Source organism: Kolteria novifilia (genome assembly GCA_007748055.1).
Taxonomy (GTDB): Bacteria; Planctomycetota; Planctomycetia; order Kolteriales; family Kolteriaceae; genus Kolteria; species Kolteria novifilia.
This window is the reverse complement of record CP036279.1, coordinates 6,216,938-6,243,191: the sequence shown is the minus strand read 5'-3', so window position 1 is coordinate 6,243,191 and position 26,254 is coordinate 6,216,938. Positions and strand designations below refer to the sequence as shown.

Here is a 26,254-nt window from a genome sequence, read left to right as displayed (position 1 = left end):
GTCTCACCTCTCCAGGGGGCGTTGAGTCGTGGCGGATGGGAGGAAGCGTCCGCGAGAAATTCGCATTCGGGGATGAGTCCACCCTTGCTGACATCTTCGCACGGGAGGCCCGAGGAAGCCATCATCAGGTCGCCCGACCCGTCGTGGAGAGATCGTCGACGTCCGCAAAGTCTCTATCACCGTCCTCATCCCACGCATCTTGCCGTCGGCATTGCACTTCCTTGACGACTCCACCTTTGACCAGCGGCTCTGGAGGCGCTATCCTGGAATGGATCGCAGCCATCAGCAGTCGCCTGCCCCGATTCACGGTGTGCCGGTCCTTTGCGCAACCGCCCGACCTGCGGAGCCCTCACCGAATGCGTTTCACGTTACGGCTTGGCTGGACCCTTGTACTTTGTGTCGCGGCCTTTCTACCCACCACGGCACGCGCTCAAGCGACATCGTCGCTGACCGCACCGCACGTCAAACTCGACGAGTTGCTCAAGCGAGCGACTTCGTACGAGAGCCGCCATCTCTGGCAGCAAGCGGCGGACGTCTACGAGCGCGCCATTCGCTTTTATCCCGACGAGACCTCGCTGCGCAGTCGCTGGCGCAAGGCCGAGCAACTCTATAGTCTCTCGAGACGCTACCACGACATCAGCTACCGCGAGGAACTGCTGACCCTCGGTCGCGAGCGGTCGCTCGACCTCTATCGCGAGATCCTTTCCAAGGTTAAATCGCACTACGTCGACGAGGTCGACCTGGGGGATTTGGTCGAGCTGGGCTACACCAACTTGCGCGTCGCCCTGGCGCAGCCGATCTTCGTGGAAGCCAACTTTCGCGAGGGTCAGCGCGACAACGCCAAACGCCTGATCGAGGAGTTCTCGCGCAAGCGTCCGTTGAACATTCACTCGCTCGACGACGCCGTCGCGGAAGTCCGGGCCGTGAGCGATCGCTGCCGGATGTGGGGGATGAATCGACCCGTCTCGGTGGTGATGGAGTTCGTCTCGGCCGCTTCCGAAGGGCTCGATCCCTATTCGGCGCATCTGACCCCCAACCGGCTCCGCGATCTCTACGCGATGATCGACGGCAACTTCGTCGGACTGGGAATCGAGGTCAAGGGTTGCGATGAAGGGCTGCGGATCGTCTCGGTGCTCGCCGACAGTCCGGCCGAAGAGGCTGGCTTGAAGGATGGCGACACCATCCTCGTCGTCGATGACGAGCGGCTCGCCGGACGCAGCGCCGAGGAAGCCGCGAACTTCCTGCAAGGCCCCAAGGGTTCCCGCGTGCGGCTCTCCGTTCGCGACGGCGCCGGGCAGCGACGCGATTTGCTTGTCGCCCGCCGCGAGGTCATCGTTCACAGCGTGACCAACATCACGATGCTCGATCGCCAGTCGGGAGTCGGCTACGTGCGTCTGGTCTCCTTCCAGAAGCTGACCGCCACCGAACTGGACAAAGCCATCGCCGACCTTCGCCAGAGCGGCATGCGATCGCTGGTCCTCGACCTGCGGGGTAATCCCGGCGGCTTGCTCGATGTCGCGGTCAGCGTCGCCAACCGGTTCATCGACCGCGGTACCTTGGTGACGACGCGAGGACGAGCTTGGGGCCAAAGCTGGTCGCATCGGGCTCGGCCCGGCAAGACCTGGGATTTTCCGTTGGTGATTCTCATCGACGGCGACAGCGCCAGTGCGAGCGAGATCCTCGCCGGGGCGATCAAGGACCACCAACGCGGCACGATCGTCGGCACACGTTCCTACGGCAAAGGGTCGGTGCAGAGCATCTTCCCACTTCGAACGGTTCCGACCGGCCTGCGGTTGACCACCGCTCGTTTCTACTCGCCGCAAGGGGAAGCGTTCGAGCAGGTCGGCGTCGATCCCGACCGGATCGTCTACCGCGATAACGACCAACTCGGCGATCAGATCCCCGTTCCCCGCGAGCCGACCCTGACGGCCGACGCCCAACTGCGAGCCGCCCACTCCCTTCTCGCCGGCTCTCTCTCCGCCAGCCGCTAACCCCAACATCCTCGAGACGATTCCACGAGTTCACCAACCAACGTCCCTCTCCCGGCGGGAGAGGGATTTAGGGTGAGGGGCCAACGTCTGAAGTCCCTCTCCCGGCGGGAGAGGGATTTAGGGTGAGGGGCCAACGTCTGAAGTCCCTCTCCCGGCGGGAGAGGGATTTAGGGTGAGGGGCCAACGGTCTCCCGGTGGCTACTCCGCGTCGCTCGGCTTAAAGACCACACACCCCAGCGGCGGCAGCTTGATGTTGAGCTGGAACGGCAACTCGTGACACGGCTGTTCGAGGGCCATCACCCCACCGTCGTTGCCGACATTCGAACCCCCATAGATCTCCGAGTCCGAGTTGAGCGCCTCTTTCCAAAAGCCGCCGAAGGGGACGCCGACGCAGTAGTTGTCGCGCGGCACCGGCGTGAAATTGATCACGAAGAGGATCTGGTCGGACTCCTCCTTGCCCTTACGCAGGAAGGCGACGATCGAACTTTCCCAGTCGTGGAAGTCGACCCACGCGAATCCCGTCCACTCGAAGTCGACCTCGTGGAGCGACTTCTCGGCGATCATCAAGTGGTTGAGGTCGCGGATGAGTCGTTGAACGCCCTGATGCGGGCCGTAGTCGAGCAAGTGCCAGTCGAGACTGTGTTCGTAGCGCCACTCGCACCATTGGCCGAACTCGCCGCCCATAAAGAGCAGCTTCTTGCCCGGGTGCCCGTACATGTAGCAGTAGAGCAGCCGCAGGTTCGCGAATCGCTGCCAGAAGTCGCCGGGCATTTTGTCGAGCAACGCTCCCTTGCCGTGCACCACTTCGTCGTGGGAGAGCGGGAGCATGAAGTTCTCGGTGAAGGCGTAGATCAGGCTGAACGTCAGATCGTTCTGGTGGTACTTGCGGTAGATCGGCTCGCGGTGCATGTACCGCAAGGTGTCGTTCATCCAGCCCATGTTCCACTTGATCGAGAAGCCGAGCCCCCCGAGATAGGTCGGACGCGAGACCCCGGCCCACGCGGTCGATTCCTCCGCGATGGTCAGGACGCCCGGATAGTCGGCGTGGATCAACTCGTTGAGGCGTTTGAGGAAGTCGACCGCCTCGAGGTTCTCGTTGCCGCCAAACTGGTTGGGGATCCACTCGCCGTCGTTACGTCCGTAGTCGAGGTAGAGCATTGAGGCGACCGCGTCGACGCGAATGCCGTCGATGTGATACTTCTCGAACCAGAACAGGGCGCTGCCGAGCAGGAAGTTCGAGACCTCGTTGCGCCCGTAGTTGAAGATCAGCGTTCCCCAGTCGGGATGTTCGCCCTGGCGGGGATCCTGGTGTTCGTAGAGGGCCGTGCCGTCGAAGTGACGCAGCCCGAAATCGTCCTTCGGAAAGTGGGCCGGCACCCAGTCAATCAGGATCGCGATGTCGTTCTGGTGGCAGCGATCGACGAAGCTCATGAAGTCTTCCGGCGTACCGTAGCGGCTCGTCGGCGCGAAGTAACCGAGTGTCTGGTAGCCCCACGAACCATCGAACGGGTGCTCGGTGATCGGTAGTAGCTGGATGTGGGTGTAGCCGAGATCCTTCACATACGGGATGAGTCGATCGGCGACCTCGCCGTAGCTCAAGAGGCGTTCCGGTTCGCCGGGATCGCGCATCCAGGAACCGAAGTGGACCTCGTAGACCGCGATCGGCTGGTCGAGGGAGGTGTCGGCGTCGCGCTCGGCGATCCAATCCTGGTCGTTCCACTGGTATTGGTTGATGTCGTGGACGATCGTCGCGGTCTTGGGACGCAGTTCGTAGTGGAAGCCGTAGGGATCGCTTCGCAGCGGAAGGACCTCGCCATTGGGGCCGAGCAATTCGAACTTGTAGACCGTCCCGTTGTCGAGTTCGGGGATGAAGATGTCCCAAACGCCCGCGCCGGGGTGGAACCGCATCGGGTTGCGGCGACCGTCCCAGTGATTGAAGTCGCCGACGACGCTCACGCGCGAGGCGTTGGGAGCCCAAACCGCGAAGCTGACGCCCCGAACCCCTTCCCACTCGCAGGCGTGCGAACCGAGTCGCTCGTAGTTCTTGTAGTGTGTCCCCTCACCGATCAGGTGCAGATCGACGTCGCCGAGCACGGCGCTGAAGCGATACGCGTCTTCCATCTCGTAGGAGACGCCGACGCGGGGCTGCAATTGGAAGCGATAGGTCATCGGCAGCGACTTGCCCGGAAGGAAGACCTCGAAGAAGCCGTCCTCGTGAATGCGCGTCATCGGCACCGGTTGGTCACCCAGCAGGACGTTGGCCGATTCGGTTCCGGGGACGTAGCACCGGATCACCACCCCGGAGAGGCCGTCCTTCGTCGCTTGATGCGGGCCAAGAATCCCAAAGGGATCGCGGTGTCGCCCGGCGATGAACTGGTCGACGTCCTGGGACGAGACGAGCCCGTTGACCGACGATGCTGATGATGTGGAAGCTTGGGAAAGTGTATCCGGGGAACCGTTGGCATTCACGTAGGAGTACCTTCAGGCGGCGCGGAGTGGATCCGCTAGACGGTGATTACGGGCGTGCGCCCATTCTTACGAGAACCCCCCGATCGGCCAAGAACAGCCAACTCATTCCGAACGGTCGGTTCTCGAAGATGGTGCGTCTTGTGAGCCCTTTTCCGATAGCGCGGGTCGATAGAGGACGTTTGCTAGAATCGCCGCCGGGATTGTCCCTAGGAGAGACCCGATCCAGTAGATGAACTGCCCGTCCCAGAACCGGCCCGCCACCGCCGGTCCGATCGCCAGCGCCGGGTTGGCGATGCAGCCACCGACCGGCCGGCCCAGGAGCCAAAACCCCGCGGTCATCGCGCCCGCGACCAGCGCCACCAACCTCGGCCGTCGCCACACCTGGCCGGGCAGAGGGGACGGAGCCTCCGACCCGCTGGCGGTCAAGAGCGTCCACATGAACAGGGCGCCGAGGAACATCTCGAGCAACGTCGCTTGAAAGGGCCCGGCGTAGTCACCCCACATCGGAGCTCCGAAGCGGTCCCGGTAGAGGATCTCCGGCAGGAAGAACCCGTAGGAGAGGGCTGCCGCGGCGATCGACGCGAGGACTTGGACGCCGACCAACAGCAGCAGCCTCAACGGCCCGAGTCGGCCAATCGCCGCCAGCGCGATCGTGACCGCGGGATTCGCCAGGCCTGGGCTTCTCCGAATGCTCGCCAGCAGTGCCGCCGCCGTGATTCCCCCGAGCCCCAGCGCATGGGCGAGTGGATCGACTTTCGCGAAGGTCAACATCAACGATGACCAGACGATCGTGAAGGTCGCGACAGCCTCGGCAAACAGCATGGGTCATCCATTCCAACGAACAGTCCGTTACCATCGCTTCGTCGTAGAGGTAATCTCACGAGGAGACAACACTTCTTTTCCTCTTCGGGAGAAATGACATCGCGAGCGACGAGTGATGACTTTTCGTTCACTCGGCTCCACGATCGTTTGGCCACAAATGACGACAGCGCCGAGTTCCACGTGGTTGACGGTACCAACAGCGCCCCGTGATGGCGCCACCACCAACGGCCAGGTCGATCCGAACATCCTTCCAGGTTCTTCAACGGCAACGCCGTAGTCCAATGTAGCCCAGGGTCGCGCAACGCACTTTGGGGATGCTTGGTCGCTCCAGGTTCGTCAACGGCAACGCCGTTGTCTAGTGAAGCCCAGGGTCGCGCAGCGCACTTTGGGGGTGCTTGGTCGCTCCAGGTTCGTCAACGGCAACGCCGTTGTCTAGTGAAGCCCAGGGTCGCGCAGCGCACCCTGGGTAACGAATGGGACCAATTCCCAAACGCCGTAGGCGTTTTCTAAAAGGGGCAAGATGCGGCCGTTGTCAAAGGGTTGAACCGATGACGATGAACCTCGTCTCCCTCGGCATGTTGGAGAACCCGCTTCGGGGTTCTGGGGGCTCGGCGGCGGGATACCCAGGGTGCGCTGCGCGACCCTGGGCTTCACTAGACAATGCCTTCGGCATAGGCCCAGACAATGCCTTCGGCATAGGCCCAGACAATGCCTTCGGCATAGGCCCAGACGATGCTTTCGCCATGGGCCCAGCGCCGAGCTCGGCGAGAACCCGCTTCGGGGTACTACTTCTTCAGCGACGTCAGATACGCGATCAAGTCGGCGATCTGGTCGTCGTTGAGGCGGTCGAGCAGGCCGGTGGGCATGAGAGATTTCGTGCCGCGCCGCTTGGTTTCGATCTGGTCGCTGTTGACCCGTTTGACCTCGTTGGGGCCGGTCTGCAGAATCATGCCGTCGGCGGACTGGTAGATGATCATGCCCTGGATGATCTCGCCGTCGGCGGTGGCGACCATCGTCGTGCGGTAGCGATCGGAGATGTCGCGATGCGGGTCGACGATCGCCCGAAGCAAGTCTTCTCGTGAGAATCGGCCGGCCGCTCCCGCGAGATCCGGCCCCAAGGCTCTCGCGCCGCTGTGGCACGCGAGACACTTTGATTGTCGGAAGACTTGCGCGCCCCGCTCGGCGTCTCCCTTGGACCAGTCGATCGCCGCGAAACGCTCTTGCCATGCCGGCCAATCGAGAGACGAGCGTCCCTGAATGAGGGCCGCTTGGTCGGGATGAGTCGCTTGAAACCACTTCCGCCAGGCCTCGACGTCGGTGCCGTGTTCCTTGCCCGAAACCTTCGCGAGACGCTTGCCGAGATCCTTGCGAGCGGGCTCGACCTCCTTCTCACGCCCCAATTGCCCAAGGGCGACGACCAGCGCGGCGACCGATTCGGGATCCTCTTGTAGGCCGAGCTTCTCGAGTGCCCCGGCCGCGAGACGAATCGTCGAGGGCGACCCGAAACCGATCACTTCGCGGAGCCGCTCGCGGTCCTCTTCCGCCGGCTCCCGCGCGAGGATCGGCGTCGAGGCCTCCTCCAAGCCCAACTCGCCCCAGCGATCCCGAAGCAGCGGCACGACCTTCTCCGAAGGTAACTCGCCGAGCAAATCGATCAGTTCCGCGGTCCAGTCCTCGTCGTTGAAGTCGTCCCTGTTGATGTCGTCGAGATAGCGCGACGCGGCGCTGGCCCGGTCGATCACCGGCGAGCGCGTGAAGACGAGGTGATCGGGGCGCCCGAAGAGCGGATGGCTCACGAGGGCCTTGGGGAGCGAGGGATCGCGGTCGGCCATGCCCTCGATGAGTTCCTGAATACGCCGCCACCAGTTGCGATCGCGGTTGGCCTGCTGGTCGTCAAGTTTGATGCCGACGTTCAGGAGAGCCGCCGCGGTTCGCTCGGTCTGTCTGGTTGTCCGCTTGCTCGGCAGTCGAGCCAGACAAATCAGCGTGTGGATGTCGTCAAGCGGATCGGAGTCGGAAGTGATCTTGGCGAGCATCGGATCGAGGAGGCCCGCGTCCTCAATTTCCAGCATGCCGAAGAGCCGAGCCAGCTCTTGGTCGAGATAGGCGTCTCCCGTCGGATAGGCCTTCACCAGCCGGGCGATTGGCTCCGGCGGGACGGGCGGCTTTTCACGGCGAGAGTATCCTTCCCAAACGGTTCCCTTGAGACTCGGGTCCATCTGGTCGCCGACGCCGAGTTGGACGAGCCGGAGGGCTTCGCGTTTCGCGAGCGGATCGCTGGTTCGCAGAAAGAGGTCCGTCGCCGCCGCGACTAAGGGGGCCGAGTTCTCTTTGGTCGCTAGTCCCAACATGCCGGCGAGGGAGGAGGGGACCGCGTCGCCCGGCGTGAGTCCCCGCAGCAAGAGGCACGCGGCCCGATCGCTGGGGTTCTTCGGCAAATGTGCCGGCCACTTCTCGACCGGAAGTGATTCGAGCAGCCGAACGACCGCATGTCTCAGAAACGGATCGGGCGAGGACCAGCTGGTGGCGATGGCGCCGGCGACTTGTTGGTCGGAGAACTTGTCGCGGAAGCGCCGCATCGCTTCGAGGGCGAGCCGTCGTTTGACCGGGTTGTTGGCTTCCGCTAGCTCGAGGAGTCGCTTCTTGCGGTCCTCCGACCAATCGAGCGGTTGGTTATTCGCTAGGGGTCGTGGTCCGATGTCGCTCGTGGTTGCATCACCTGTCCAACGAATGCGATAGACCGCGCCGCGCGTGCCGCGGCCGCCGATCGAGACGATGAGGTCGCCCGTTTCGGGATGGACGGCGCCATCGGTGGGGGCGAATCCGGCGCTGCCTGTCGGCTCGACGAAGACTTCGGGCTCGGACTTGTAGCTGGCGTGGTCTTGTTGGAGCGGGATGAAGTAGATTCGGCCAAAGGTCCAGTCGAGCAGGAAGATCCCATCGTGGTACTTCTCGGGAAACTGACTGTTGCGGTAGGTGACGACGCCGGTCGGCGAGCCGCGGCCGAGATCGCACACCGGGGGCAACTCGTCGAAGTACTCCACCGGCGGACGCCAGGTCTCGGCCCGTTCGGGCGATTGCCAACTGTAGTGCCCGCCGGGCACGACGTGGTAGAGACGCGTGCCGGCGTACCAGGGTAGCGAAACGCAGCGTTCGTTGTCCGAGTCGTAGACGAAGAGGTCGCCAGCGGGCGTGAAGTCCATGTCGTAGGCGTTGCGGAAGCCGTCGGCGACGATCTCGGCTTGGGAGAAATCGGGCGAGAGACGAATCACCGCTCCCGCGAGTGGCTTGGTGATGGGCGATTTCTCGGAGCTGGACGCTTTCTTCGGAATGCCGGAATGGTTGCCGACCAGGACATAGAGCCAGCCGTCGGGACCGCGCTGGATCGCGTGCGCGGAGTGTTCGCCGCCGGTCTTGAAGGGAAAGATCAGTTCGGGGGGGCCGTCGGCTTTGTCGTTGCCGTCCTTGTCGGTGAAGCGGATCAAGCCCGCATCGCCCATCGCGTAGAGCGAATCCCCTTCCCAGAGGAGGCCCATCGCGCCGTTCTTGGGGACATCGGAGAAGGGAATGGCTCGGTCGGCAACGCCATCGCCGTCATCATCGCTCAAGATGCGGATGTAGCCTCGGCCGGCGACGACGACGCGGCCCTTGGGATCGAGGGTGAGGGCGTAGATGTCGTTGGCCAAGTCGCTTCCCGCGACTTCGATCGCTTCGAAACCCTTGGGAAGTCGCAATCCGAGTTGTTCCGATTGGTCTTCGCCGACGAGGAGGCAGACGAGCAGGGCGGGGATGAGCATGAACGTGGAGACTCCATCGAGGCGGGTTCGGTTCCCAAGAGGGCTCTAGGGTAACAAGTCCTTCACCGCGATGGGAGTCTCTGGCGCGGCAAGCGGAGCGACCAGATCCTTCTTTTCGAGGATCGTCGTCTTCGCATAGCGATGGCCGAAGGGATGATCCGCGTCGGCGATGGGCTCGCGGTGGATTTCGAGCTTGTTGTCGAGGAGATTCAGCACCCAATAGTCGGGGATTCCCGCGCGGGCATAAAGGCCGGCCTTCTCCCGGCGATCGTACGCGAGCGTTGAGGCGCTGGCTTCCAAGACGAAGTGGGCGGTGGTCGGAAGCTTTGAGGTGTATTCGCGAATGGTGCCGGGGATGACGGCAACGTCTGGTTCGGGCTCACAGTCTTCCGCCAGAGCGATGGGTAGTTGCGTGGTGACCGACCCTCGGCCGAAGACCTCTTCCAAGGTATAGACTGCGAGCCGGATTGCCGCGGCATGACGTGCTCCGTGGGGTGACATACGCAGGATCACTCCGTCGATGAGCTGGACGCGCTGGTTCTCGAAGAGACCTAGATCCGCCATCTGGTGGTATTCCTCACGCGTCCACCGTCGGACCTCCGGTTCGGTCGCCGTTGTCGAGATGTCGATGGTTGTGCTCAAGGGGCTCGCTCCGAACGTGTCTGTGGCACCTCGTTCATTTTCGGGTTGAACCGCGATCAAGGCAACAGATCGGCGACCGCGAGGGGAATCTCTGGCGCGGCAAGGGGAGCGACCTCGTCCTTCTTCTCGAGGATCGTCGTCTTCGCATAGCGATGGCCGAAGGGATGATCCGCGTCGGCGACGGGCTCGCGGTGGATTTCGAGCTTGTTGTCGAGGAGATTCAGCACCCAATAGTCGGGGATTCCCGCGCGGGCATAAAGGCTGGCCTTCTCCCGGCGATCGTACGCGAGCGTCTTGTCGCTGACTTCGACGACAAGCAGTGCCGTGGTCGGATGTTCCGCTGATCGTTGTTGCTCACGTAGATCGACGATGGCGGCATCTGGTTCAGGGGAGCAATCGTCCGCGAACGTCAACGGTAATTGGATCCGCACCTGCCCTTTCTGGAAGATGTTCACGAGAACGAACGTGACGCTGGTGATTGCTTCCGCGTGCCGTTTCCCGTGTGGTGACATTTTCAGGATTTCTCCATCGATGAGCTGGACTCGCTGGTTCTCGAAGAGACCCAGCTCCGCCATCTGTTGGTATTCGTCACAGGTCCATCTGCGTGGCTGCGGATCTTCGACCTGCGGAGTCAGTTGGGAGGCTAGGGCCATGCTGTCGCTCCAAACGGGTAGTCGTCACTCCGTTCTAGACTAACCGATGCGCTCAAGAGATTTGAGGGCTAGTCCAGGGGGAGTTGCCGTGCGGGTCGGCGGATGAGAGGAGATGAAGAGAAGGGGGAGGGGAGACTCTCGCGTTGCTCGCCTCTGGGGGATTGACGCGGGAGACCCCCTCTTTCTCCCCCTTGGAAAAGGGGGAGCGTTTGGATTGTAGCCCTTCGACGAGGGGGCGGCTCAGCCGATCTTCTTCCACTGGCCGTCTTTGGCGGACTCGAGGACGGCGTCGCAGACTTTCTGCGTGTAGAGTGCGTCCTCGAAGTCGGGCTTGACCGGTTCGCCCTTGTCCAAGCCGCCGATGAAGTCGGCCAGCGCGTTGATGAAGGTGTGCTCATAGCCGATGGTGCAGCCGGGCACCCACCACTTGTCCATGTAGGGATGTTCGGAGTTGGTGACGTGGATGTCGCGCCAGCCGGTGAGGTGGCTCGGAGTCTTCTGGCCCTCCGGGTTGCGGTACTCGAAGAAGCTCAAGAGCTGCGGATCCTCGAGGTTGAAGAAGACCGAACCGGCCTCGCCGTCGAGCTCGAAGGTGTTGTAGTTCTTGCGGCCGCGGGCGTAGCGGGTCGATTCGAAGGTGCCGATCGAGCCGTTGGCGAACTTCGCGAGGAACATGCACGCGTCGTCGATCTTGACCGCTTCCTTCTTGCCGGTCTCCTGGTGGACGCGTTCCTTGACGAAGGTCTCGGTCGCGGCGGTGACCTCGGTGATCGGACCGTTGAGCCAGTAGGCCGTGTCGATCGAGTGAGCCAAGAGGTCACCCGTCACGCCCGATCCCGCAACGGCTGCATCAAGACGCCAAAGAGCCGCGCCGCCCTGGGGGACGTCCTCGGCGATGGTCCAGTCCTGCAAGTAAGTCGCCCGGTAGTGGAAGGGCCGGCCGATGCGGCCCTCGTCGACGATCTGTTTCGCCAATGAAATGGCGGGAACACGGCGGTAATTGAACCAAACCATGTTCGGAACACCCGCTTTTTTGACGGTTTCGACCATCTTTTGGGCTTCGGCGACATTCATCGCCAGCGGCTTTTCGCAGAGGATCATCTTGCCGGCTTCGGCGGCCGCGGTCGCGATCTCGAAGTGCGTGTTGTTGGGACTGCCGATGTCGATGACGTCGATGTCCTTACGCTCAATGAGCTTGCGCCAATCGGTCTCGATCGACTCATAGCCCCATTGATCGGCGAATGCCTTGGCTTTGTCCTCGCTGCGAGCACAGCAGGCCTTGAGGACCGGCTTGTGGCCGAGGTCGAAGAAGTTGTTGACCTTGCGGTACGCGTTGGAATGGGTCCGGCCCATGAAGCCGTAGCCGATCATCCCGATATTGAGTGGTTTTGGCATCGTTTTGCCTTCATTTCGCTCAGAGTTGGGTCAATATTCCGTCCGTTTTGATCAAAAGTGGCGTCATTTCGCGCCGATTACTGGCCGTACTTGACGCGCTGCTCATCCAGGAACTTCTTGCACTTCTCGGTCGCTTCCCAAGCGCCCGGCCAGAAGCAAAGATCGACGACCCACCAGTCGTGCTTCAAGCCGCAATCCATGATCGGGGGCATCAGCGCGTCGAAGTCGAGGTTGCCTTCGCCGAAGGGCGGGTGGCTGCTGGTCTCGTCGTGATGCAGCGTGTCGTCGGAGTCGATGAGATGGACGTGGGTGATCTTCCCCTTGAGCTTTTCGAGCAGTTCCAAGGCGCCGCCGGGGAGGGTCTCTTTCTCGCCAGGCTGACGCGAGCCGACTTTCGCGACCATGTTGGCGTGGCAGGTATCGTAGAGGACGCCGAAGTTCGGGGCGTCGACTTGCTCGACGACCTGAAGGATCTCCGACGGCTTGTTCATGCAGAAGCCGGGCTCGAACTCCCAGCAGACCGTCAATCCCTCGTCGCCGCAGCGTTTGGCGACTTCCTTGAAGACCGAGACCACCTTGTCGAGGGTCTTCTCCGCACCGACCTTCTCAACGACGTCCGGCTCATCGAGACTGTCGACGCGGAACATCGTGATGCCCAAGTCCTTCGCGAACTTGATGTTCTTGTCGAGTTCGTCGTAGTAGGGCTTCAAGTCGTCGGTGTCGACGATCTTGTGCATCCAGAGATTCGGCGCGAGGCCCGAGAACTCCAAGCCCGCGTCGGCCATCTTCGAGCGGACCTCGGCCCGCGAGGCCTCGTCGGTGAGGGTGTCGGGGTTGGGATGCGGCGGAAAGGCCCCGAGTTCCAACCCGTCGAAGCCGAGCGCTTTGAGCTTCGAGATCACGTCGTCGAAGGGAACGGGATTGTTCTCGTACGGGCCGACGCTATAGGCCCAGGTGCCGATGGAGGTCTTCTTCGCCACGATCTGTTTCCTTCCGCTTTCTTAGGTGCTGCTAACTGATGATTCTCTGGTGCTCCCCCTTGTCCAAGGAGGGGATGATGGGAGGCCGGATTGTTCCTCCACGTTACAGTCCTCGAAGAGGGAAGCAGGAGAAGACCCCCTCTAACTCCCCCTTGGACAAGGGGGAGCAATCTATTCCGCTCTCCTTGGACAAGGGGGAGCAATTTGGGCCATGGGCCACGGGCCGACTCTGCTTTCGACTTCCGCCACGCCCTACTTACTTCTTGAAGTCGCCGACGTTCGGAGCCTTCGGCTGAGCTTCGGGGCCGAAGTAGCGGAGCATGACCATCGGGCCGGCTCCCGTGTTCTCAAAGGTGACGCCCGCTTGGGCGGCGGCCTCGGAGACGAAGACCTCGTCCTCGGTCAACTCGCCGTAGCGAATCATCGAGGGGGACTCGAGAGCCAAGTTGCCGATGCGGCCCTTGCCCTGAACGGTGATCAAGCCGTACGCCCCGCCGTCGGTGATCGTGCACTTGGTCCCCGGATCGATCGTCAGCTCCTTGGCGCTGAAGAGCTGCTCGCCCTTGATGCGTCCGTAGACGATCCAGCGATCGACGTAGCCGTCGGCGGCCGTGTCGGCGACCGGAATCGGCTCGAGGTAGTGCGAATCCTTGAAGTTCGGATTGACGTTCCCTTCCCAATCGAGCTGCTCGACGATGTAGTCGAGATCGCGATGGTGCTCGGCAGGAACGTCCTTGACGAGCAGGTCCCACGGCACGTAGCGGCCCTCGACCATCGACTGGTACATGCCGAAGACGTCCGAGCCCCACTGCGGCTCGTAAGTGACCAGCGAACCGGGCGCGTGAAGGACGCAGGGCGGCACGAGCCAGCCGGTGCCGGGCTTGAGGCGATAGGCCTTCGAGAGATCGAGGATGCCGTTGTCGCCCTCGTTCCAGCGTTCGAGGCAGCGACGGACATCTTCCTTGGTCGTGCCCGGCTCGAGGCCGAAATAGGTGTGCGGGAAGTTGTTGCCGATCGCGTTGAGCTGGGGCGGGAAGTAGTAGGACTCGGGCTTCCCTTCTTGGCCGACCTTGGCCGCTTGCTCTTTGCTCTGATGCATGTGGTGTGGGATCGGCCCCATGTTGTCGAAGAACTTGCTGTAGACCGGCCACTTGGCATAGGCATCCCAGAGGCGCGATCCGATCAGCTTGCTACCGTGGGCGGCGACGGCGTCGCGAAGGGTGAACTGCTTTCCCTCGTGGACGACGTAGCTGAGTCCTTCATCGGGCTCGCGGTTGTCGTTGGCCGCTTCGGTGGTCGAGGCGAACCAGCGCTCGTCGATGCCGCCGCGATGGGCTCCCATGGCGTAGTAGTCATCGGGATGGAGCTTGATTCGCTTGCCGGGCATCAGGAAGGAGCGGGGAACCCAGCAGGGAGCCAGACGCAGGATTCCTTCGCCGGCTTCGATCGCCGCGTTCATGAAATCGGCGCTGTTGTCAATCGTACGTTCGATGGGCATTCGTCGTCTTTTTCCTTTGATTCACCCATGTTGGCTTGTGGATGGGTGCGATGGTAAGCGTGGATCAGAGCCAAAGCAAATGGGATTTCCGAATCACCGCGCCGAACCCCTCGGCGGGTGACGTTGCTTGATCTGGGTCGCATTCGGTTCCCTGGGTTCCCAGCCCCTGTGGGATCGGCGAGCGGTCGCGGCGCGGTCGCGCCGGGCGGCATCTCTTGCGCTCGCCGAGTGACTCGGGAGCGTGCCGAAACACACCGATCCAACGAAAGCGCTTTCTATGGAAAGCACGACCTGTTTTGTTCTCTGGACAAAGCGGGTACCATGGTGCTGGCCAAATTGCCCAGGGGACCGATCTAGGGACGACCACATTCTCGAGGGGAAGCTGCGATGACGAAGCTTTGGAGGAGATCACGCCAAGTGCTGTCGCTCTTACTCGGATTGGTGGCGCTGGGCGCGTGGGGCACAACGACGGCCCGCGGCCAGAACCGATCGAGCAGGCAGCGGCAAGAAGGGCCGACGCGGCTCGTTCGCGGGACGCTCGTCGAGGTCGGATCGCGGGGAGTCGTTCTCAAGCCGAGCGATGGCTTTGGCACGACCTCCGTTCCCGCCGATCGCAACACGGAGTTACGAGTGCTCGGGTTGCCGACGGAGGAGATGCTCGTCAAGGGAGCGACCGCCGAGGTCAGTGGCGACGTCACCCCGGACTACGTCATCCGCGACGCGCAAGTGATGATCGACTACGGGACGCGTCGACGGGTACGTACCTCTGGTGGTTCCTACTACATGCGCAAGGCGAGCCGCGCCGAGGGAACGATCCCGGTCGTGATCGTCGGAACGATCCTCGGAACCGACCCGCTTCGAATCAAGGCGAACAACAGTATCAGGACGCGATACTACTTCGCGGAGGATGTCGGACAGGACAACGTCATCAACCGCACTTACGACTTCCCCTCGATCGGCAAGACGTTTGCCGTGGAACTCGAGCGCGACGAGAAGGGAAAGTTCGAGAACGTCTACGTCGACCTGGGGCCCAACTCGCAGTTCAGCAAGCCCGACGACCACGTCGTCGCGCGCGTCGATGCGGACACCGGCATCGCGCGTTCGGTGACGATCTATCGCGAGGAACCGGTCGACTTGGAAGCACTCGGGCTGAAAAAGAAGTCGAAATCCCGTCGATCGCGAACGCGCTCGACGCGACCATCGAAGTCGAAGTCCACGCCGAAGTCGGAGGAGGAAAGCGACGCGAAGGATAACTAGCTGCAATCCGTTCGGACGCGATTGAGTCACGACGGGGCGAGCCGAAAGGGGAGCCTTTGAATCGAGGGCTCCGAGAGGATACCATGGCGTCGGGCTCGTGTCCTGATTGGTGATTTCATTGACTAAAGGACTCTTGGATGCCATGCCCTCGCTCACCGTGGGCATGCGGGAAACGCGTATGATTGGGCAATCCTCCGCGTGATCTGAGGGCCGAGACTTGGTGGAACAAACTTGCCAATCCGGACACCTAGCAGGCCGTTGATTTATTCGCTGCCGGCTGCGAACGGCCCTTTCGGCCGATCTCGGCGCTTAAAAACCTCGACGAATCTACGGATTCGCCTGCGTTTGTTCTCCTTGATCTTGGCCAACATGGCTCGTTCTCGCCTTGGTCCGCTCAAATCAACGGACCGCTAGGGGGGCAATCCGCAACAAGTCGCGACGAGGGGACCATGATGGTAATGGGGCGCGTGACGTCGAGCGTGGGCGTTTGGCTGACACTTAGCTTGGCCGCTTGGCATCTGTTGGCACCGGGAGCCGTTTTCGGACAGGGGAGGTCTCGATCCCGACAACAGCAGGAGCGGGAGCAGGGAACTGGTCCCTCGCGAAGGGTGTTCGGAAGGCTAGTCGAGGTCGGCCCGCGGGGCATCGTCATCACCAACGAGGATGGGAAGACATCGGTCCCGGCCAATGACCTCACTCGCCTGAGGATCCTGGCGCAGCCGACCGAGAAGGTGTTGGTCGAAGGGGCGCATGCTGAAGTTGAAGGAAGGGTGTCCCCCGACCTTGTCTTCGAAAAGGGGCGAGTGATCGTCGACTATAGCCCGCGTCGAAACGGGAGCGTCCGACCGAGCTATCACATGCGTGAGACGAAACGGGGGACGCAGACGCTACCCGTGGTGATCGGCGGCACCATCATCCAGACCGACCCCTTGAAGATCCGAGCGGACGGCAGCGTTCGCACCCGCTATTTCTTCACGGAGGACCGAGGGCCCAACGGAACGATCAAGCGAAAATACGAGTTCCCCTCGGCGGGCAAGGTCTTCGAGGTGGGGCTCGACCGCAGCAAAGAGGGCGTTCTCCGAAACGTTCAGATCAACCTCGGCCCCGACGTGAAGTACAGCGATCCTGACGACCGGGTCGCGGTCGAAGTCGACATCGACACCGGCATCGCGCGTTCGGTGACGATCTATCGCGAGGAACCGGTCGACTTGGAAGCACTCGGGCTGAAAAAGAAGTCGAAATCCCGTCGATCGCGAACGAGGCGAAAGTCTCCGGATAAGAGCGAGAAAGAGGACAGCAAAGAGAACGAGTAACGCCTGTTCCACTTCATTCTGCTTGATGCGACAGACCCGAGCATCTACCCTGGCCCCGGGTCTGTCTCGTGGTCGTGGGTCACGACGCGCCCCCAGCGTTTCCGGGAACCGACGACCACCGCACCTTCTCGCACAGTGAGCATCAAGCCATGCCGTTGCGTTTTCTCGCTAGCCGGGCGATCAGTCCGTTGTCGTCTTTGAAGAGGTTTTTCGTCGGCGCCGCGCGCGGCCAGGATGTTGGGGGCGACTCGTTTCGACGCGCCGCCGTCGAGCTTGAATCGCTCGACGATCGGATCGTGCCGGCGACCTTCGCGGTCAATGGCACCACGCTGACGGTCGACCTGGTGGCGGGCGAGTCGGTCACGCTTTCGACAACCGGAACCGGTCAAGCCGACGACGGCGCTCTGTTGACACTCAACGCAGCGACCTTTACCGGAACGGACGTGACCGACGTCGCGGTCGGCAATGGCGAGTCGGTCCTCAAGTTCGCCAACAACGAGACCGACATCACTGACGTCGTGGTCAATGGCGCCAGCGCCAACACCTTCACCTTCGGTCAAGCGACGGAGCTTGTCGCGTTCGACTCGTCCCTCGACATCACGCTCACCAGCGGCACGGCGATCACCAACACCGAAGAATTCACGATGACGCAGGACCTGAGCGTCCTCGCCCCGGACGTCGACGTGACGCAAAGTGGCAACGGCAAGTTGATCCTGTTCCCGGCAGCGTTGTTCGAGGGGACCGTTTCGACGTTCGACCTCGGGACGACGGGGGATCTGTTGCTCGATGCCGACTTGAACGAATTCGCTACCGACCTCAAGATCATCGCCAACGATGTCGAATTGGTGAGCATCGGCGATTTGAACCAACACGAGGTCTTTCTCGGCGATTCGACCATCAGCGGCAACCTCGACGTGACAGCCGGTGTCGACATTGGAGACAGTGGGAATGTCGTCGTCGCCGGCAACTCGACGTTCATGACCGAGACCGACTTGGGCGGAGGGATCGGGTTCAACAATAGTGGCACCAAGTTCGGCGGACCGGTCAATGTCGACGGCGTGATCGCGGAGGCCGCGTTCAACACGCCGAATTCCGATCTGATCCTCGGCAACGTGACGACCAACGGCGGCGACCTCATCCTCTCCGCGATGAACATCTCGCAGACGGGGGCCATCAACGTCACCAACGAAGCGGCCACGGTTCCCCATGGGGTCTCCGTCTCGGTTCAGCCTGGCGGGGACATCATCCTCAACAACCCCAACAACGATTTTGACTCTGGTGTTGTCAACTTCATCGTCAGCAGCGCGTTCGGTGGTTCCGACACGATCAACAACATCGATGTCTTCACCAAGGGCGATCTCTTCTTCGTCAACGCGAGCGACCTGGAGATCCAAGGCGATTTGACTGTCGGCGCGGAGGGAAGTGTCGAACTCAATCTCAACAATGACTTCACGGTCGCCGGACTCGCCTCGATCTCCGCGGGGGGCGGGATCGAGATGCTTGACACCAACGTCAACCAGTTCACCCAGCTCAAGGTGACCCAGACCGACGCCAACTCGCCGGTCTCGATTCACAACCAGAGCGACCTCTCCTTCTGGGGGACGATCGCCGGGGAACTCGCTGTCGTCGTCGAGGGATCGCTGTCGCTCGGCGTCGTCGATGATTTGACCCTCACCGGCGGCAAGAGTGCGAGCGTCGTCGCCGACAACATCGCGCTCGTCGACACCACCGTCGATCTCGGCACGGGGCAGAGCACCTTCACCACGAGTCTCGGCACGCCGCTTGGTCTGATGACGACCGATCCCTTGACCGGGCAGGGGACGATTTCCACCGGTGGCGTCGCGATTGTTGCCGCCGGAATCGACGCCGGCGGCGCGACCAGCGTCGCGGGCACTGGGAGCTACGATGTCGGCGCGGTCAACGCGACGATCGCCTCGACGAGCGTCGCCAACCCGATCACGACATCAGCCGCCTTCGATATCACCGGTGCGGAGCTTCTTCTCGCGGTCCAGGGCAATGCCCCCTCGGTAGGCGCGACCTTCACGATCCTGACGGCCGGCTCGATCACCGGGACCTTCTCGAACCTCGACGGGTCGAATCAGATCAGCGCGGATGGAGTCACGTTCCAAGTGACGACAACCGCGACGACGGTCAGCCTCGAAGTGGTCGCCGTCGGCCCCTCGACCACCATCGACGGCATCGGGCTTTATCGGCCCTCCGCGGCGGAGTTCGTCTTCAACACCAGCGATGTCTTCAACTTCGTGCCCGAGCAGTTCTTCACGATCGGTTTCGGCAGCGTCGGCGATCAGGGCTTCGTCGGTGACTTTACCGGAGACGGGATTCCCAACGTCGCGGTCTATCGCGACAACGGCCCGAGCGATCCGGGCTTCTTCATCATCAACACGAGCCCGATCACCGACTTCGACCCGGATGCCTACGTCACTACGCCCTTGATCGGCAACGGGGATGAAGTTCCCTTCGCGGGCGACTGGAGCGGGGACGGCATCGACGGCGTCGGCTTCTACCGCAACTCCAACGCGACGTACGTGACGATCGGCTTGCCGTCGATTCTTCCTGGGCGAACGGGAGAGATCGGCTTGGGCGCGATCCGCAGTATCGTCTTCGGCAACCCCTCCTCCCCGGAGAACCCGACCGATCCCCCGGCGGTGGGCAAGTTCAACGCCTCCTACGCCGCCGACCAGATCGGCTTCGGGGCTCAGGGGACACTCGACCTGGCGGATGTGGACATCGCGACGTTGCCGGAGGGGAACTATTCGATCTCGGAGTTCTTCAATCCCACGCCGACCTTCTTCGGCACGACCGGCGATCAGCAACTCAGCGGCAACTACACCGGCGATGAAAACGGGCTCGACCAGCGAGGGCTCTACCGCAGCGCCGCCGCGACGTTCTCGATCTCGTCGGGGAGTCAGCCGAACATTGTCTTCGGCGTGATTGGCGATGTCGGCATCGTGGGCAACTGGGCCAGCGTGACCTCGCCGGTCGTTCCCGCGACCGAGAGCCTGATTGACTCATTCTTTGAGGAAGAAGTTGTGTAGTGCTGCGTCAAACGCTCGATTTCGGGTGGTGCACCCACGATCACTTCTCGCTGGCTGACCAGCAGCCAGTGCCACCCATTGGGGAGCTGTCCTGGCTCCTCGGTTGATTCAAGCATACTGGATTATAAGCATTTGAATAAGGAGTGCGTGTTCTCGCTCAATGGGGCGGTTCCTTCTTGTGCCACGCGAATCGTGGTCGTTCGGACAGACCGGTTTCACGACCGCGCGTTCGCGATGGATCGACGACAGTCCGCGTCTCGTCGCCTCAAGGAATAAGATAAATAGCGGAAGATCGTTCGTGCTCCGCCCCTAGATTGCGGTCGTTCACCTCGAAACAACTGGAGTTCCCATGCGATTTTGGTCACACCCCAAGTCTTGCTCCACTGGACGCTCGCTCCGTGGGGCCGCATCCGCGCCAACCGTCGGTCGAGCTGTTGGTGATACGCTATGGGTGGAAGGGTTGGAGGATCGCTGTGTTCCCGCCACGGGCCTTGGGCCGCAACTCGACGTCGATCCAGTCGACGCGGGCGCGGCCGATGTCACCGCCTCGGTCTCGGGGGGCTTCGCGCTCGACGGCATCGGGCTCTACCGCCCCTCGGCCGCCGAGTTCGTTTTCAACACCAGCAACGTCTTCGAGTTCGACGCCAATCAGGTCTTCAGCATCGGCTTCGGCAGTGTCGGCGATCAGGGCTTTGTCGGAGACTTTACCGGCGACGGAGTTCCCAACGTCGCGGTCTATCGCGACATCAGCCCGACCGAACCGGGCTTCTTTATCATCAACACCAGCCCGATCAATCAGTTCGATCCGAACGCGTTCGTCACCACGCCTCAGATCGGCAATGGGGATGAAGTCGTCTTCGCGGGGGACTGGAGCGGGGACGGAATCGACGGCCTCGGCCTTTACCGCAACGCCGACGCGACCTACGTGACGATTGGACTGCCGGCGATCTCCGCTGGTCAGACCGGCGAGATCACCTTGGGCGCGATCCACAACATCGTCTTCGGCAACCCGTCGTCGACGGGGAACCCGACCGATCCGCCCGCGGTCGGAAGCTTCCGCTCGGACTACGCGGCCGATCAGATTGGCTTCGGAGCCCAAGGGACGCTCGACTTGGCGGATGTCGACATCTCGACCCTGCCAGCGGGCAACCACTCCATCACCGAGTTCTTCAATCCGGAGCCGACCGTCTTCGGGACGACCGGCGATATGCAGATTGCCGGCGAATGGGTCGAGGACGACAACGGCCTCGATCAGCGGGCGGTCTTCCGCGTCGACACGTCGACCTTCTCGATCTCCTCGGGAAGTCAGCCCAATATCGGCTTTGGGGTCGCGGGGGATGTCGGGATCGCGGGACGCTGGGTCGGGTTGTCGCTCGAGGCCGCGTCGGAAGAAGGGCTCATCGATCAGTTCTTCGAAGAGCTGTAGCGGCCGCTCGGAGATCTCGGGACGGAGTCGTTGCTAGTCTGCCTTGATCGTCTTGAGATAGGCCAACGCCTCGTCCCGAGTGCCAATCGTTCCATCGAGCTGCTCATCGCGAATGCGTTCGAGCAGTTCGCCCATCCGCGGCCCGGGCTGGATGCCCGCCTTGATCAGATCGTGGCCCTTCAGGAGAGGCGCCGGATCGACTTCCTCATCGGTCCACCGATCGCGAAGCCGGCGCGCGTGGGTGATCTCCACGTCATCGGCCAACCCCGCCTCGGCGCGTGCCTCCGCCAGTTCGAGAAGTTCCTCCCCACCGACGTGCGCCATCAGCCGCTTGAGCCTCGCCGGTCGTTCCCCGCGCGCGTTGTCGAAGCCGTCGCGGTGCGTGGTGAGCCAAGCCGTGCGGTCGCGCTCGTCGTTGGGGCCATGCAGCCGTTCAAAGAAAGGTTCGACCAGCTTTCGGGCGTCGACCTGGGGCATCGTCGCGGAGAGGGCCGCGAGGCACAGGGGTAGGGAGATCGATTCGTGCCAATGGTCGAGCAGGCGGCAAGTCGTCTCCCAGCGACCCTCGTCGGTCGCCACTGCCCCCAGTTCCGGCAACGCGTGATCCCATAGGCAAAGGTCGCGGAGCATCCCGGCCCCTTGTCGGCGCGAGCGGGCCGTTAGCAGCAGGCGCAGTTCCGCGAGGATGCGTTCGGGGCTGACAACGTTGAGTTGCCCAGCCATCGCCCGGACCGCTCGGGCAGTCGCTTCCTCGACGTTGAAGGAGAACCGGGCCGCGAAACGCACCGCGCGTAGCAGACGCAGCTTGTCCTCCTCGAAGCGCGTCGGCGCGTCGCCGATGGCGCGAATGACGCCAGCACGCAGATCGTCGACGCCGCCGACGAAGTCGTGAACCTCATTGGAGAGAGGATCGAGGAACATGCCGTTGATGGTGAAATCGCGCCGCAGGGCATCCTCGCGAGGATCGGTGAAGCGGACCCCATCGGGATGGCGTCCATCGGAATAGCCGAGGTCGGCGCGGAAGGTCGCGACCTCAACGATACGGTTGTCGCGGCCGAGGACGCGGATAACCCCGAAGCTGACGCCGACGGCGATCGTTCGTCGAAAGAGCCGCTGAACCTGCTTGGGGTGGGCGCTGGTGGCGACGTCGTAGTCCTTCGGCGTGTTACCGAGCAGCAAGTCGCGCACGCAGCCGCCGGCGAGAAGGGCGACGTGGCCCGCGTCTCGCAAACGCTGAACGACCCAGCACGCGAAGGCTTGATCGTCGTCCATTTGATCGGGGTCGCTGGGAAAGATCGACGTGGCGTCAATCTTGTTCGGGGGTTGCGTCATCCACCTCGTCAATCGTTGGGTCGTGTTCTTCACTGGTCGAGGGAGCCCGCTCCTCGTCTGGCGAGCCGTCGTGGTCGGTCTCGGCATCGAGATCCTCTTCGCCGGTCGCCCCGGTGACCCAGATCCCGATGCGCGTCTTGCCGTACTTTCGGACCCGGTACCAGTCCTCGGCCCTGGGGAGATCCTCGGGGGCGATGGTCCGGGGGAATTGCAACACGAGCACATCTTCCGGTTTCAGGTTCGCCTGAACGTTGCCGACCAACTCCCACAGGCCGGGAAGATCTCTGGCGAAGAGCGGGTAGGGAGGTCCGATGAAGACGATCATCGGCTCCAAGTCAGCAGCGAAGTGCTTGCCCCAGACGAGGGCGTCGACCGCCCGGACTTGGGCTTCGGAGCCGAACCCCGCTCGGGAGAGATTGCGGCGAATCAGGGAGATTTGCCGATGATCGTTCTCAATGTAGATCGCTCGCTGGGCCCCGCGACTGAGGGCCTCCATGCCGACGATGCCGGTGCCGGCGAAGATGTCATAGAAGGTACATCCGTTCACCCAGTCGCCGAGCATATTGAAGACGGCTTGGCGAACGAAGTCGCTCGCCGGGCGAATCGTGTTGCTGGGAGGCGAGTAGAGTTTTCGCCCTCGCCTGGTTCCCCCCGTGATTCGCAAACGATCGCCCACTCTCGCCTCCTCGTTTTGGTTCGGGCCGACTGGCCCAGACTCCGCTTGACACACCTTGTTTTCATAGTATCCCCTGCGAACGTTCTATGATAGGAACAGGTTTGCCGACCGCCTCGGTGGAACTTGATCCTTCTTCGGCACGCCTTTCCGACCGTCGCCTCCGGAGGGCTGGCCGCGCGATTCGAACGACTCGACGGATTCATTGGATGTTCAAGTCGGTGTCCTGACGAGCGGGAGGCCTCGACCATCGAGGTTCCCGGGCTCCGGGCGCGACCCAGTTCAACGGTGGTGAGCATGAAGTCGCTAAAGTATCTCGCCTTGGGATTGAGTCTGGTCGCGCTGGCCGGGTTCGGAGTTTATCAGTATCTCTTCGCGCCGCCCGAGATTCTCGAGCGCGTCGCCAACAACAAGCCACTGGAGTTCGCTCCCTCGGAGTTCCCGACCTCGCTGCAGGTGATTCCCTCGGAAGAGACGGCCGACGGGTTTCCCAAGGAGGTGAAGATCGAGGCGGGCGATCACAGCTTCACCGCCCGCTACACCGGGCAGATGACACGCTCGAAGAACCTTCTCGTTCTGTCGATCGACCTCTACGCCTTGGCGAGCTATGCCGTCGATCCGCCGAAGGATGGCGATTCCGAGGCGATGCTCGACGAGATGTTCCAAAGTGGCGAGCGCAAGCTGTTGTTGTTGAAGTTTCTCAAGCCTCTTCCCGGGAAGCACATCTTCCAAGCGGTCGAAGAGGAAATCGAGATCAGCTTCACCGACGTCGATCTCGATCCCTTGCGTCCGAACATGGACCAGTTCCTCGCCCAGTTTGCCAACGGCTCGATGCCTGGCGACATCGTCTACATCGCTTGGCTTCCCGGCGGCCGCCTCTACAGCAGCTTCAACGAGCCGGAGGATGTCTCGCTGGTCCTCGAGGACGTACCCTTCGTCCGCGCCCTGTGGCGCATCTGGTTCGGACCGCAGTCCGGCCCCGAGCGTTTCGGCCTCGTCAGCAGCCTCACCGGCGACACGCAGATGAAGTGATCGAGCGTCCGCCTTCCTCTTTTCGAGTGCCACTGGCTGCTCGCCAGCCAGTGCGGACTGTCGTCTGGACAGACGAAAGCTCACCCTTCACGAGTCGTGCTCGCACTGGTTGCCGGCGCGGCTCTTCCCTTTCCTGACTCCCCTGCCGCGATTGACGATTGTTCCGGCGACGCCGCTCCGCCATGGGGCCAATGGGCCGAACCGTCAACATCCGTGATCAATTCGTTGCGACCGCCGACATTTCAGGTGATACTCGTAGTCAGGTTCCTCCTTCGATTGGGGTACGGAGGGGCCGCGAACATGATGACAATTCGACTCTTCCAAACACCGAGGAGACATCGTCGGCGATGCGATGCTGTGCAACCGGTCTATCTTGCGTGCTGCTGTTTGGAGCTCTTGGTTGTGGGGGGAGCGACGGTCCCGAACTGGGCCGCGTGGAGGGAACCGTCACCCTCGACGGGAAGCCGCTGCCCGCTGCCGAAGTGACCTTCAAACCGATCAAGGGGCGTCCCGCGCAGGCCACGACCAACGAAGAGGGCCACTACGAACTCGTCTATGGACCGGGCAAGCAGGGCGCGATGGTGGGCGAGAACAAGATTTCCGTGTCGACCCGCAAGCCACCCGAACAGGGCGAAACGCTCGACGACGGGCGACCGAACCCGGACAAGGGCGTGCCGGAGCTTGTTCCCGCGAAGTACAACGAGGAGACGACGCTCAAACGCGACGTCAAACCGGGAAGCAACACGATCGACCTGGAGCTGCAGTCGAAGTAGCCGACCGACGACGCGTCGCGTGTTGCTCGTCGTCTTCATTTCCATGGGAGCGAGCCACCGAGTTCGAGACCATCCAAGAGAGGGGAACTGTCGATGAAGAACGGGTTGGGTAGAGATCATGGGACGCCGGCGCGGCGTTGGGCCTTCACGTTGGTGGAGTTACTCGTCGTGATCGCCATCATCGGCGTGCTGGTTGCTCTTCTCCTGCCGGCGGTGCAACAGGCCCGCGAGGCCGCGCGTCGAGCCCAGTGCCGGAGCAACCTAAGACAGTTCGGCGTCGCGATCGCGAACTACGTCGATGCCTACGGCGTCTTTCCCTACGCCCACGGCTGGGATCGAGACAACGACGGTGGTCAGGTCGAAGGCCGCGAGTCGGCATGGGGCTGGGGGGCGTCGATTCTCCCTTACATCGACCAAACACCCCTCTTCGAGAAGCTCAATGTCGGCTACGTCGATCTCGACGTTCAATTGGCCAATCCCACCACGCTGGCCCTCATGCAGAAGCCGCTTTCCCTCTTTCGATGCCCAAGCGACAGTGGGCCCGAGCTCAACACCGGGCATCGGCTTCCCAATGGTGGCAGTGCCAATGCCGACTGCACCAACAGCACAACCGCTTGCATCGAGACCGCGACGTCGAACTACGTCGGCTCGGTCCATCATGGAGGTCTCGAACGCAACAACTGGGATGGTGTCATCGGTCGCGGTCACACCGCCAGCGTTTCCAACGACACCGCGCGGTGTACCGCCATTCGAGATATCACCGATGGGCTCAGCAACACCTTCGTCTTTGGTGAGCGTGCCTGGCAGATCGGAAACGTGCAGCTCCGGGCCGCGGTCGTCTTCGGCACCAACGGCGACTCGGAGAACAGCGACCATCAGGGATTGGTCTACGTCACCGCCGGGGGCCAGTTCCCGCTCAACTGCCTGGGAGCCGACTGCGACATGGGCTTTAGCAGTCCGCATTCGGGAGGAGCCCACTTCCTGTTCGCCGACGGGTCGGTCGCCTTCATCTCCGAGGACATCGACCAAGATCCGAGCAGTGCGATCGACAGCACTTACGAACGACTCATCGCGATCGGCGACGGTCAGATCATCGAGGACTACTGAGCGAGGGTTGGATGGAGCCCGTCCGCGATCACACTTCA

18 protein-coding genes are annotated in these 26,254 nt (G+C 62.3%); 8 read left to right on the top strand and 10 right to left on the bottom strand.

Annotated features, from left to right (window positions below; translation table 11 throughout):
* The first annotated feature begins 356 nt into the window (after positions 1-356).
* Complete coding sequence (locus Pan216_RS22985) at positions 357-1,991, top strand: S41 family peptidase (protein ID WP_419192880.1); 1,635 nt, start codon at positions 357-359, stop codon at positions 1,989-1,991.
* Between the two features lie 198 nt (positions 1,992-2,189).
* Here Pan216_RS22985 and glgB read toward each other — a convergent pair whose 3' ends face one another.
* From glgB to Pan216_RS22945, 8 genes are all read right to left on the bottom strand, one after another.
* Positions 2,190-4,460: a 1,4-alpha-glucan branching protein GlgB gene (gene glgB / locus Pan216_RS22980; RefSeq protein WP_419192879.1), complete on the bottom strand. Its 2,271-nt coding sequence runs from the start codon at positions 4,458-4,460 to the stop codon at positions 2,190-2,192.
* 102 nt (positions 4,461-4,562) lie between these two features.
* Positions 4,563-5,282: an aquaporin gene (locus Pan216_RS22975; RefSeq protein WP_145261778.1), complete on the bottom strand. Its 720-nt coding sequence runs from the start codon at positions 5,280-5,282 to the stop codon at positions 4,563-4,565.
* A 785-nt stretch (positions 5,283-6,067) separates the two neighbouring features.
* A complete protein-coding gene (locus Pan216_RS22970; protein ID WP_145261776.1) occupies positions 6,068-9,079 on the bottom strand; it encodes a DUF7133 domain-containing protein in 3,012 nt (1,003 codons plus the stop codon).
* 45 nt (positions 9,080-9,124) lie between these two features.
* Complete coding sequence (locus Pan216_RS22965; RefSeq protein WP_419192878.1) at positions 9,125-9,721, bottom strand: Uma2 family endonuclease; 597 nt, start codon at positions 9,719-9,721, stop codon at positions 9,125-9,127.
* A 56-nt stretch (positions 9,722-9,777) separates the two neighbouring features.
* Positions 9,778-10,374 carry a Uma2 family endonuclease gene (locus Pan216_RS22960; protein WP_145261772.1) on the bottom strand — a complete coding sequence of 199 codons (597 nt, stop codon included), beginning with the start codon at positions 10,372-10,374 and terminating at the stop codon, positions 9,778-9,780.
* A gap of 240 nt (positions 10,375-10,614) precedes the next feature.
* Positions 10,615-11,769, bottom strand: coding sequence for a Gfo/Idh/MocA family protein (locus Pan216_RS22955; protein ID WP_145261770.1), 1,155 nt, complete (start codon positions 11,767-11,769; stop codon positions 10,615-10,617).
* Between the two features lie 77 nt (positions 11,770-11,846).
* Complete coding sequence (locus tag Pan216_RS22950) at positions 11,847-12,749, bottom strand: sugar phosphate isomerase/epimerase family protein (RefSeq protein WP_419192877.1); 903 nt, start codon at positions 12,747-12,749, stop codon at positions 11,847-11,849.
* 256 nt (positions 12,750-13,005) lie between these two features.
* Complete coding sequence (locus Pan216_RS22945) at positions 13,006-14,247, bottom strand: cupin domain-containing protein (protein WP_145261766.1); 1,242 nt, start codon at positions 14,245-14,247, stop codon at positions 13,006-13,008.
* A gap of 387 nt (positions 14,248-14,634) precedes the next feature.
* Between Pan216_RS22945 and Pan216_RS22940 the strand changes: the two genes are divergently transcribed.
* From Pan216_RS22940 to Pan216_RS22925, 4 genes are all read left to right on the top strand, one after another.
* A complete protein-coding gene (locus tag Pan216_RS22940) occupies positions 14,635-15,504 on the top strand; it encodes a hypothetical protein (protein ID WP_145261764.1) in 870 nt (289 codons plus the stop codon).
* A gap of 857 nt (positions 15,505-16,361) precedes the next feature.
* The gene (locus Pan216_RS22935; protein ID WP_145261762.1) at positions 16,362-16,817 is read left to right on the top strand and encodes a hypothetical protein; all 456 of its coding nucleotides are present in this window, start codon (positions 16,362-16,364) and stop codon (positions 16,815-16,817) included.
* Between the two features lie 149 nt (positions 16,818-16,966).
* The gene (locus Pan216_RS22930) at positions 16,967-19,873 is read left to right on the top strand and encodes a beta strand repeat-containing protein (RefSeq protein ID WP_145261760.1); all 2,907 of its coding nucleotides are present in this window, start codon (positions 16,967-16,969) and stop codon (positions 19,871-19,873) included.
* 460 nt (positions 19,874-20,333) lie between these two features.
* A complete protein-coding gene (locus Pan216_RS22925; RefSeq protein ID WP_145261759.1) occupies positions 20,334-21,299 on the top strand; it encodes a hypothetical protein in 966 nt (321 codons plus the stop codon).
* A 33-nt stretch (positions 21,300-21,332) separates the two neighbouring features.
* On the opposite strand, the gene Pan216_RS22920 is transcribed toward Pan216_RS22925, so the two are convergent.
* Positions 21,333-22,631, bottom strand: coding sequence for a CCA tRNA nucleotidyltransferase (locus Pan216_RS22920; RefSeq protein WP_419192876.1), 1,299 nt, complete (start codon positions 22,629-22,631; stop codon positions 21,333-21,335).
* Positions 22,606-23,307, bottom strand: a complete 702-nt coding sequence (locus tag Pan216_RS22915) for an RsmD family RNA methyltransferase (RefSeq protein ID WP_419192875.1) — start codon at positions 23,305-23,307, stop codon at positions 22,606-22,608. The genes Pan216_RS22920 and Pan216_RS22915 overlap by 26 nt, the downstream gene beginning before the upstream one ends.
* 294 nt (positions 23,308-23,601) lie before the next feature.
* Between Pan216_RS22915 and Pan216_RS22910 the strand changes: the two genes are divergently transcribed.
* The 3 genes from Pan216_RS22910 to Pan216_RS22900 all read left to right on the top strand — a co-directional run bounded on the left by Pan216_RS22910 (position 23,602) and on the right by Pan216_RS22900 (position 26,216).
* Positions 23,602-24,336 carry a chalcone isomerase family protein gene (locus Pan216_RS22910; RefSeq protein ID WP_145261754.1) on the top strand — a complete coding sequence of 245 codons (735 nt, stop codon included), beginning with the start codon at positions 23,602-23,604 and terminating at the stop codon, positions 24,334-24,336.
* Positions 24,337-24,683: 347 nt separating this feature from the next.
* Positions 24,684-25,109, top strand: a complete 426-nt coding sequence (locus tag Pan216_RS22905; RefSeq protein WP_145261752.1) for a transthyretin-like family protein — start codon at positions 24,684-24,686, stop codon at positions 25,107-25,109.
* 93 nt (positions 25,110-25,202) lie between these two features.
* Complete coding sequence (locus Pan216_RS22900) at positions 25,203-26,216, top strand: DUF1559 family PulG-like putative transporter (protein ID WP_145261750.1); 1,014 nt, start codon at positions 25,203-25,205, stop codon at positions 26,214-26,216.
* The last annotated feature ends 38 nt before the right edge of the window (positions 26,217-26,254 follow it).

Coding starts and splice junctions, on each gene's coding strand:
- Pan216_RS22975 (WP_145261778.1), bottom strand. CDS start 5,282: ATGCTGTTTGCCGAGGCTGTCGCGACCTTCACGATCGTCTGGTCATCG.
- Pan216_RS22920 (WP_419192876.1), bottom strand. CDS start 22,631: ATGACGCAACCCCCGAACAAGATTGACGCCACGTCGATCTTTCCCAGC.
- Pan216_RS22955 (WP_145261770.1), bottom strand. CDS start 11,769: ATGCCAAAACCACTCAATATCGGGATGATCGGCTACGGCTTCATGGGC.
- Pan216_RS22900 (WP_145261750.1), top strand. CDS start 25,203: ATGAAGAACGGGTTGGGTAGAGATCATGGGACGCCGGCGCGGCGTTGG.
- Pan216_RS22930 (WP_145261760.1), top strand. CDS start 16,967: ATGCCGTTGCGTTTTCTCGCTAGCCGGGCGATCAGTCCGTTGTCGTCT.
- Pan216_RS22910 (WP_145261754.1), top strand. CDS start 23,602: ATGAAGTCGCTAAAGTATCTCGCCTTGGGATTGAGTCTGGTCGCGCTG.
- Pan216_RS22985 (WP_419192880.1), top strand. CDS start 357: ATGCGTTTCACGTTACGGCTTGGCTGGACCCTTGTACTTTGTGTCGCG.
- Pan216_RS22935 (WP_145261762.1), top strand. CDS start 16,362: ATGCGTGAGACGAAACGGGGGACGCAGACGCTACCCGTGGTGATCGGC.
- Pan216_RS22970 (WP_145261776.1), bottom strand. CDS start 9,079: ATGCTCATCCCCGCCCTGCTCGTCTGCCTCCTCGTCGGCGAAGACCAA.
- Pan216_RS22945 (WP_145261766.1), bottom strand. CDS start 14,247: ATGCCCATCGAACGTACGATTGACAACAGCGCCGATTTCATGAACGCG.
- Pan216_RS22940 (WP_145261764.1), top strand. CDS start 14,635: ATGACGAAGCTTTGGAGGAGATCACGCCAAGTGCTGTCGCTCTTACTC.
- Pan216_RS22905 (WP_145261752.1), top strand. CDS start 24,684: ATGCGATGCTGTGCAACCGGTCTATCTTGCGTGCTGCTGTTTGGAGCT.
- Pan216_RS22960 (WP_145261772.1), bottom strand. CDS start 10,374: ATGGCCCTAGCCTCCCAACTGACTCCGCAGGTCGAAGATCCGCAGCCA.